This window comes from Bradyrhizobium sp. (assembly GCF_049512235.1).
In the GTDB taxonomy this organism is placed as follows: domain Bacteria; phylum Pseudomonadota; class Alphaproteobacteria; order Rhizobiales; family Xanthobacteraceae; genus Bradyrhizobium.
Map to the genome: position 1 here is coordinate 1 of NZ_JBEKXH010000368.1, position 6388 is coordinate 6388.

Annotated in this window: 4 protein-coding genes; 3 read left to right on the forward strand and 1 reads right to left on the reverse strand. The window is 63.9% G+C overall.

Annotated elements, in window-relative coordinates; genetic code table 11:
- The 3 genes from ABSG20_RS26475 to ABSG20_RS26485 all read left to right on the forward strand — a co-directional run.
- Nucleotides 1-264, forward strand: a 264-nt coding sequence (locus ABSG20_RS26475; protein ID WP_423867440.1) for a mobile mystery protein B, incomplete at its 5' end; no start/stop codon positions are given.
- A gap of 235 nt (nucleotides 265-499) precedes the next feature.
- Nucleotides 500-925 carry a DoxX family protein gene (locus tag ABSG20_RS26480; RefSeq protein WP_423867441.1) on the forward strand — a complete coding sequence of 142 codons (426 nt, stop codon included), beginning with the start codon at nucleotides 500-502 and terminating at the stop codon, nucleotides 923-925.
- A gap of 154 nt (nucleotides 926-1079) precedes the next feature.
- A complete protein-coding gene (locus tag ABSG20_RS26485; RefSeq protein ID WP_423867442.1) occupies nucleotides 1080-2204 on the forward strand; it encodes a nucleotidyltransferase family protein in 1125 nt (374 codons plus the stop codon).
- A 107-nt stretch (nucleotides 2205-2311) separates the two neighbouring features.
- Here ABSG20_RS26485 and ABSG20_RS26490 read toward each other — a convergent pair whose 3' ends face one another.
- Nucleotides 2312-5740 carry a PLL family lectin gene (locus ABSG20_RS26490; RefSeq protein WP_423867443.1) on the reverse strand — a complete coding sequence of 1143 codons (3429 nt, stop codon included), beginning with the start codon at nucleotides 5738-5740 and terminating at the stop codon, nucleotides 2312-2314.
- Between the last annotated feature and the right edge of the window lie 648 nt (nucleotides 5741-6388).

The window sequence follows — 6388 nt, forward strand, 5'->3', positions numbered from 1 at the left end:
GTCGAGCACAAGACCTATCCGCCTGACGAAATCGCCGCGCGCCTGCATCACCGGCTGACGCAGATTCACGCGTTTCCGAATGGCAATGGCCGTCACGCGCGCATGATGGCGGATCTCGTGATCGAACGACTCGGCGGCAAGGCGTTTAGCTGGGGCGGCGCAAGCCTTGCGGACGCAGGGACGCTGCGCAATCAATACGTGGCGGCGCTCAGGGCAGCAGACAATCACGACATTGGACCACTTTTGGCCTTCATGCGGTCATGACGGCGGGCCCGCGCAGCCATCCACACCGATCAATGTCTCATCGTGTTTGTGGATGACACCGGGCACGAAGCCCTCGTGCCGGGCCATCCTGTGTATGGCCTGGGCGGCTGGGCGATCATGGTATGAGGTGCGACACAAGGTTCGGGCCTGCGACCACTTGTTGCGGCGCGCGAAACGGCCGTTGCGGTAAGCAAAAAGCCAGAACGCGCCAAAATAATAGCAGGGGAGGGCGTCCATGATCGACAATCGCACTGCGCCTTATGCGGCGCTCGTCCTCCGGCTTGGGCTGTCGTTCTTCTTTTTCGCACATCTGATCAGGAAGTTCGCCGTGATTGGGTTCGATCCATGGTGGGCCGGCCTCATCAAGCAGGGCTATCCGGGCGTCGTGCTCGGATACACCGTCGCCATCGAGTTTGCCGGCGCCTTGCTGCTGCTGCTCGGCGTTTACACCCGCTATGTCAGTTTGTTGTCGCTCCCCGTGCTGCTTGCGGTCGCCAATCACTGGATGGTGCGTAAGGGCTTCTGGTTCGCCGATGGCGGCATGGAATTTCCGCTTGCCTGGGTGTTCATGCTCATCGCACAGGTTCTGCTCGGTGACGGCGCCTATGCGCTGCGGGTGCCCGCGCTTTTTTGGGAGCGTACGCAGCCGGCGACCGCTTGATGGCTCCGGGCTGCCGCGCCCGAATGTCCCGGGGGATGCGGTCGTAGGGGGGGGGGGGGGTAGTTATACTATTTTCGCGAAGTTAGTATAACTGTCTTGCCCTGGTTATTCATTGGTTATACTATTTTCGCGAAAATAGTATAACGGATCCACCATGGCCCTGGCCCAACGGCTCGATATCACCTATCAGACGCTCTATTCGGAACTGGTCCAGCGCAGCCTGGATGAGAGCTTCATCGCCGAGTTCTCGCCAAACGGTAGGTTCGTGCCCGTCGAGGTAAAGAACAAAAAATACTGGTACTTCGACATGCCGAAGCCCGACGGCATGGGCCAGAACCGCCGATACGTAGGCCCGATAGCCGATCCGGAAATCACCAAGAGGGTCGAAGCGTTCAAGGATCTGAAGGCCGATCTGCGAGGACGTCGCCGTCTCGTCTCCACCCTGGCGCGCGAGGCCTATCTACCGCGCCCCCCACTGATAACAGGCCAAGTCGTGGAGGAGCTGGCGAAGGCCGGCTTCTTCCGCTTGCGCGGTGTGCTGGTCGGCACGGTCGCCTACCAGTGCTACTCCGCTGTGCTCGGCAGGCGCCTCAATGCCGTCGCCATGCAGACCGGCGACGCCGATTTCGCGCAATCCCACGAAATCTCGGTGGCGATAGGCGATTCCTTGCCACCTATCCTGGAAGTGCTTCGGCGGGTCGACCCGACTTTCCGAGAGATCCCAAGCCAGATGGACGGACCGGTCTCCACCCAGTTCGTCTCAAGAGACAATTTCAAGGTCGAATTCCTGACGCCTAACCTCGGATCCGACGACCAGGAGGGAAAGCCCGTCCGGATGCCGGCCCTGGGCGGAGCCGCGGCATTCCCTCTGCGTTTTCTGGACTATCTGATCTATCAGCCTATCCGGGCGGTGCTGCTGCACGGCGCGGGCGTACCGGTCCTTATTCCGCCGCCCGAAAAATACGCCGTTCACAAACTGATCGTTGGATCCCGCAGGAAGGAGGATCGCGACGCGACCGCAAAAGCCGCGAAGGATCGGCTTCAGGCCAGATCGATCTTCGAGGCGATGATCGCCAACCGGCAACACGCCGACCTCGCTTCGGCATTCATGGAGGCCTGGGATCGCGGAGATCATTGGATAGACGCGATCCGCAAGAGCATCGCGACCTACGACGACGACTTCCAGAATTCGCTCCGATCCGAACTCGCAAAGGGGGTGAGCGAGCTCGGCTCCGATCCTGCCGATTACGACCTCAATAGGAAACCGATCGAGCAGTAAGCCTTGGGGGATGTTCAATTCCGGGCTTGCAGAGGGGCCGGCGCCAGCAGCGCGCCGATGCGACTTGCGCCGCATCGGCAACATGGCAGAGCGGCCGGCCGGATCGGTCAGGCCGTCAGCAGGGCCGGCCGCTGCTCGACGAGCTGCGGCGCGGCGGCGGGCGGCAGCGTGCGAACGAGGTGCAGGATGCAGATCGTCGGCTCGCTCAGGAAGGTGACGATCGCGAGCGCGATCGGCGACAGGTCGTCGGTCGCCGCCTGCACGGGCGGCAAGCGCAGCACCTTGAGGAACTGCGGCGCCAAGCACGCCAGCACCCGCTCGGCGGTCTTTTCCGGATCCGGATGGTTTTCATCGTCCTCCAGTCCCGCCAGCAGTCCCTCCATCACCAGGTGGATTGCGCCCCACAGGGTCAGGGTCGGATCGCCGAACTCGATCTGGCCCGACGCCAGGATGATGCCGCCGCGCACCGGTCCGAAGATTAGCTGCAGGATCCAGATGAAGTTCTCCAACCCCGCCGCGCTGGCGTCGAATGGAGACGCCGGCTGATCCTTCATGACCCACGGAATGGACAACGCTGACGACAGCAGACGCTGCACCAGGTTGAACCACATCAGCGGCGGCACCGGCACCGGTGAGAGATTGATAACCGTCTCGACCCCGGTCCGCGCCATGAAATTGGCGCCGTAGAGCGCGTCGCACGCACCCCGCAGGTTCTGCAGCCAAGGCTCGGCCGCGGGCGGCGCCGCGCCCGGCTCGCGACCCCAGGCCTGCTGCCTGAGCCAGTCGATGGTGAGGTTCGTAGTCACGGCGCTGACCGCCTCCGCGGTGAACGGCGCGGATCCGAAGGCCAGATGGTAGGCCGCATTGGCCGGGATGGCGACGATCAGCGCGGCGAGGTCGACCAGCGAGTAGGACCTGTTGCCGGTCGCCATATAGTAGAGTTCGTTGACCAGCGGGATGTCCAACGGCGCGGTCAGCACGCTGCGCAGCAGCCCGATCACGTCCTCGATCGCCGCAAAAAGCGCGGAGATCACCACCTCGGCCGCATCGAGGGCGATCAACGCGACCGCCTTGGCGGTCTCCAGCAGCCCCTTGACGAGCAGGTCGAGGACGTTGGCGGCGCCCGCCTTGATCGCGGCAAAATAGGCCACGGCCTGGTCCAGCGATCGTTTCCCGCGGCCGTTCTCGAATTGGTCCGCGAGTGAACTCAGCTTGTCGAGCAGCACCTGCAGCACCGGGCTCAGCGTGCCGGAGGCCGCGGCGAGCGGCCTCTTGGTCTGCATCGAGCCGTAATAGTCGAGGACCGCGTCGAGCAGCGGATTGTAGAAGCCGAGATCGGCGTACGGGGAATTGGCCCGGGATCGGCCGATGTCGTCGATGCTGCGGCCGGCGCTGAACGACGTGATGAAATTCTCCATCCCTGCATCGATGAAGTCCGACGCTTCCTCGATCTTGTTGATCAGCACGCTCTGCGCATGCTCGGCGGCGCTGGCGGAAAAGTCGAGACCCACGTCGAGCACATGCGACACCACCTGCGCGGTCAGGCTGATGTCGGTCCAGTCGAACAGGTCGGCGAGCCAGTCCCACAGGTTGCCGAGCAAGACCCCGACCTTCTCGAAAAATCCCTCGACCATGGTGAACACCTGCTCGACGAAGTCGATGGTCGCCTCGAAATAGGACTCGACGCCGTCGACGATCAGCGTGACCATCGCCTTGATCTCGGTCACGACGTCCTTGGCCACGTCAACGGTGGCGCTGACGATCACGTCGAAGACCTCGGTCACCGTGCCGACCGCGTCGTCCCAGATGTCGCCCCAGTCGACGTCGTACCAGGCCCCGGCATCGCGCAGCGTGATGCGACGCTGCGCCATCAGGGCCTGCGCCTCGCTCCGCGGCAGCGGGGTGAACACCGGGCCGTCTCTGAAGCTGATCATCCATTGCATGTCCGGGACGCTGCCGGGATCGATCCGGCCCGTGGTGATCGGTGCGCCCGCGGCGACGCGGCGCGCGGCCCGCGCCGCACTACGCGCAGAGAGATGGCGCCGCGCACCCGTCGAGGGGCCGGATTTCCCGCCGCCCACCATGTCCATGGCCTGGTTGCACGCCTGCGCGATGGCGCCGGCGACCTCTTGGGTCGCATAGTCGCCGGTCAGGAGCGTGATCGGCTGGCCGTTCCGGTTCTTCGCGTTGAGCAGATCGTCGGCGGTGAGGCTGCGCAGCTTGGCTTGAATGCCATAATTGGGCTCGGCCACGATGCGCTCGCCCGGGATCATCTGGTCGTCCTCGAGAGTGAGCGTCGGGGTGTCGAGCGCGTCGGCGTCGATGACGACCGTGACGGACCCGTTGGCGTCGGCCAGGCAGCGCATGGGCAAGACCGGATCGAGGCGCGCGGCGGCGCCGTTGACCATCGCCGGTGTCGGACCGGACGACCAGATCGCGAGCTCCGCGCCGGGGCGCGCCGTGCCGAGGCTGTCGAGCGCAGTGATCCTGGTGACATAGGCCATGACCTGCTGCAGCGGGCCGGTGCCGACCTCGATCTGAGCGAAATGCCACTCCTGCGTCGTCGGATCGCGCCAGACCTGCCACAGCATCTGCTGGGCATCGAGCGCGAACGCCACCACGTTGCCGACTAGGTCGGTGATGGTGCGGATTGCCGAAAACGTCATGGTGTCATTGAGGACCGCCATCTCGGTCCAGCCGGTCGGGCTCGTGGCGTCCTGCCGGACGTGGTAGAGACGCCCGTCGATACCGATGGCGATGACGCCGAGCAGGCCCTGGCCGTCCAGGTTCGCGGCGATCTCGGCGAGCGGCACGGTGCCGCTGAGCTTGGTCAGCTGCCTCGTCGCGCTGTCGACCAGGTACAGGCCGTTATCGGCCCCCCACAGGGTGAAGGCGACGGAATCCCGGGTGTTCGACGGATTGGGCGCCAGCGAGATGCGCTTGAATCCGACCGGCTCGTTCCAGGCAAAATAGTTGTCCGTGCCGTTGAGCCATGGCGTGCGCTTGCCGGCCTGGCAATAGGTCTCACCGTCCTTGCTGCAGCTCCCGACCAGCCAGGTCGAAAGGCCCTTGTTCACGTCCTCTGCGACCAGCGAGGCATCGAGCCCCACCTGATAGTCGTTGATCGACGCGACTGCCGTCCATTCGGGTCGCGACCAGCAATTGGCGAGCCCCCAGTTGTTGTTCGACTGGGTGTAGTCCATCCAATACAGATAGACGCTGTCGTCGCCAGTGCTCTGTACCGTGCAGCGAAGCTCGCCCGCATGGTCGTGGCAGGTCTGCACGGCGACGATCGGCGGGAACGAGACCGAGCCGAATTGCTGCCAGCCGGTCGACCAGCGGACGTCGCGGATGGAGTACATGTTCCCGGCGCTGTCTCCCACGAACACCATGGTGATGCCGTCGCTGCCGACGCCCGCCGCGAACGCCTGGATGCCGGAGCCGGTGAACTGCATGTCCGCCTTGCTCCAGCCGCTGTCGCTTCCCGGGTCCTGGTAGACCTCGTAGAGGTGGCCGTCGCTGCCGAGCGTGAACACGTGGAAGCGGCCCTGTGCGTCGCACAGCGGCGCGATCTTGCTGCCGCCGAACGGATTGGCCAGTCGATAGTGCTGGGTCAGCCTGGCGTCGACCTGCAGCTGGCCGGGCGCAGCCTCTCGTCGCACGGACATTTGCCGTCCTCCTTGGGGGTGGGATCTTGCAATCTAATGATGCGTCCCGTTGGGGCGCAATCTGACATAATCCGGCGGTCGCGGCAATTCCTCAAGGCCTGCCCCCTCGTTCGCCTCGGCGTAGGGCTGACAGATGCCAGGGATCATGCTGTGGTAAGGAGATGGCGCTGCAACTTTCAGAACTTTTGAAACGCTGATCGATCTGGCGTTGCGCGCCTTACCGACTATTATCGATGCGGTCGAACGCGACGAAGCCGTCATCGAATTTGTGGCACGTTAGCGAGCTCGCAGGACGAACGCGGTCAATGCGGGATTCCCGCCCACGAGGCGTTATAGTTCGTCACTTGCGACCGCAACGCGATGTTCTTGAAGGCAAATGGCGCGCAAGATATCTTGTTAACGTGAAAGGGACGTCTCTGGCGAGCCTATATCTTCCTGGGCTTCGCTGGCGGCTTCAGGCAATCGCTCGATGACGCGAAGGTAGGCTTGGACTGCCTTGTCGGGCTTGCGCCGCTT